Source organism: Terriglobales bacterium (assembly GCA_035624455.1).
Taxonomy (GTDB): domain Bacteria; phylum Acidobacteriota; class Terriglobia; order Terriglobales; family Acidobacteriaceae; genus DASPRM01.
The window spans coordinates 1-2,840 of the sequence record DASPRM010000078.1 but is presented as its reverse complement, the minus strand read 5'-3'; the positions used below and the strand labels follow the sequence as shown (position 1 = coordinate 2,840).

3 protein-coding genes are annotated in these 2,840 nt (G+C 59.1%); 2 read left to right on the top strand and 1 reads right to left on the bottom strand.

The annotated features are described in order from the left end of the window. Positions 1–456 (bottom strand): serine/threonine-protein kinase (locus VEG30_08850; protein ID HXZ80024.1); only part of this gene is annotated, 456 nt, incomplete at its 3' end. Between the two features lie 250 nt (positions 457–706). On the opposite strand from VEG30_08850, the gene VEG30_08845 reads away from it, so the two are divergent. After that, the gene (locus VEG30_08845) at positions 707–1,582 is read left to right on the top strand and encodes a site-specific integrase (GenBank protein ID HXZ80023.1); all 876 of its coding nucleotides are present in this window, start codon (positions 707–709) and stop codon (positions 1,580–1,582) included. After that, positions 1,579–2,757 (top strand): IS91 family transposase, encoded by a 1,179-nt coding sequence (locus VEG30_08840; protein ID HXZ80022.1) that lies wholly within the window; start codon positions 1,579–1,581, stop codon positions 2,755–2,757. The genes VEG30_08845 and VEG30_08840 overlap by 4 nt, the downstream gene beginning before the upstream one ends. The last annotated feature ends 83 nt before the right edge of the window (positions 2,758–2,840 follow it).

Sequence of the window (2,840 nt, the reverse complement as noted above, 5' to 3'; positions counted from 1 at the left end):
CAGCCCAAAGTCCAACACCTTCACCAGTCTTTCCTGGGTCACCATCACGTTGGTGGGTTTCAAGTCGCGATGCACGATGCCTGCGAAATGGGCCTTGGCCAGCGCGTTCGCAATCTGCACCGCGCACTTCAGCGCCTCATTCAAACGCATTCCCTTCTGGGAGATCAACTCGTCCAACGTCTTCCCTGCGATATACTCCATGGCGATGAAGTCCACGCTTTCCGCCTGGTCGATATCGTAGATCGTGATGATATTGGGGTGGTTCAGCGCCGAAGCCGCCTTGGCTTCCTGCACAAAACGGCGCATCCGCTCTGCATCGGCGACCTTGTCCGCAGGCAAAACCTTGAGCGCGACGAAGCGATCCAGGTGGTTGTCCCTAGCCTTCCACACCACGCCCATACCGCCCTCGCCCAGCTTCTCGACGATGGTGTAGTGCAACAGCGTACGCCCGGTCACGGGTCCATCCCTAGGTGCGCGATCTGTGTATCATACATCCGACCAAGGACAGCCAAGATCACGCGAGCGCCATGCTCCGCCACCAGCGCCGGCAATTGTCCGAGGACCTGCCTCCCCGCCCGGCTCAGCAGGGGCTCGAACTGCAATCGTGACTGCCGGGATCGCGACATGTACTAAGCCGCTGCGCGGCAGGACGCCCCCGGCGTAGTTCGTAGTTTGAAAGCATTGAGCGACCTAAAGGAGGTCGTTCATGACCGAACTACGCAAGCGAATGACGGAGGATCTCCGCCTGCGGAATTACTCCGATAACACCATTCTGATTTACACCAACACAGTAGCCGATTTCGCCCGCTACTTTCGCAGGCCGCCGGACACGCTCGGTCCAGAGGAGATCCGGCAGTATCAGCTCTACCTGTTGAACGTGAGAAAGCTCGCTTGGTCGACCTTTGTGCAGCGGACCGGGGCGCTGAAGTTTTTCTACACACGCACGCTCAAACAGGCTTGGTTTGTGCAGGAAGTCGCCAAACCCAAGGTACGCCGCCCGTTGCCGACCGTTCTGAGTCGAGAGGAGGTCAGTGCGCTGCTGGATGCCACACTGAACCTGAAGCATCGGGCATTACTGGCAACGCTCTACGCTACTGGATTGCGCTGTGAAGAAGCTCAGCGACTGAAAGTCAGCGATATCGACAGCCAGCGAATGCTGGTTCTGGTGCGCGAAGGCAAAGGAAAACTTCCTCGACAGGTGATGCTCTCGCCCAAGCTTCTAGAGCTGCTGCGCATTTATTGGCGCTGGTACAAGCCGAAAGACTGGCTGTTTCCTGGTCGTAAACCCGGCCGGCCGATGGACGCATCGGGCATACGCCAGGTCTGCCGCAAACTCGCTAAGACGGCCGGTATCAAAAAACGCGTCCATCCCCATGTGCTCCGCCATTCGTTCGCCACTCATCTTTTGGATGCGGGCACGGATCTGCGCGTGATTCAGCTGTTGCTGGGCCATGCCGACCTGGATACCACAGCTCGCTACCTGCATGTATCCGAAGCCAGGTTTCGGGCCACCGTAAGCCCACTCGACAACCTGCCGATTCGGGAGATCCTGACCACGGATGGTGACGGCCGCCGGCGGTGACCGAACATCGGCCGGAAGTCGCCGATGTCTTCCGCCAACACGGTCAGGAGTTCCTCCATCGCTGGGGAGATATCCTGTCAACCCAGCAATGCAAGGCATTCCGAGACATCGGCGTATGCCGCACCGCCGCACTCGGCACGCAAGTGCAGCAGTGTGATCATTGCGGGCATCAAGAGATTGCCTACCGATCGTGCCGCAACCGTCATTGCCCGAAGTGCCACAGCCGGACGCGGGACGAGTGGTTGCGTGATCGTGCCGCAGAGCTTTTGCCAGTACCTTATTGCCACGTCATTTTCACTCTGCCTCATGAACTGGCGCCGCTCGCGCTTCAGAACCCGCGGATCGTGTATGGAATTTTGTTTCGCGCCGCGGCCGAATCTCTTCTCGAAATGGCTGCCGATCCCAAACGGCTGGGAGCGCAGATTGGCTTCCTCGCCGTCCTACACACCTGGAGTCAACGGCTCGAACACCACCCGCATGTCCATTGTGTAGTCCCCGCCGGCGGATTATCTCCCGACGGGCAAAGGTGGATCGCACCGCGCAACAAACGGTTCTTCTTACCGGTGAAGCCACTCAGCCATCTATTTCGTGGCAAGTTTCTCGCTCTTCTGGAAGAAGCATTCGCAGCGCACAGCCTTGCGTTCTATGGACGCATTCGAGAACTGGCACACCCAGTCCGTTTCGCGGAATTGGTGTCCGCTCTGCGGGACAAGCAATGGGTGGCTTACGCCAAGCCACCTTTTGGCGGTCCACAGCAAGTTCTGCGGTATCTGGCGCGATACACCCATCGCGTCGCGATTTCCAACGGTCGCTTGCTGAGCCTGGAAAATGGTCGGGTCCGCTTCCGCTGGCGAGACTCGCAGGACCACAATCAGATCAAGGAGATGTCCCTGGAGGCCATCGAGTTCATCCGCCGCTTCCTCCTGCACGTGCTCCCCAGCGGCTTCGTCAAGATCCGACATTTCGGATTCCTCTCCAACCGCAACCGCAAAACGATGATCCAGCGTTGCCGCCAACTCCTGCCGCCAGCCCCGGCTGAGGTCACCGTCGTGGAGCCTCGCCCGCCGCTCTGCCCGGTTTGTAAAATCGGCCATCTCCTGGTAATCGACTGGGGAACCAAAGCCACCAACGCGGCAGTACCCCATCGCCGCGTTGCCACCTGGGACTCTTCATAGCCGGATGCTGTTTAGCGTCAAAATCGCGGACGCACACACATCGCTCAACATTGGGTGCAGCCGACGTGTGTCGTCTCGCCTGA

Bases quoted from the DNA above. Each gene is read 5' to 3' on its own strand.
- VEG30_08845 (HXZ80023.1), top strand. From the start codon at position 707: ATGACCGAACTACGCAAGCGAATGACGGAGGATCTCCGCCTGCGGAAT.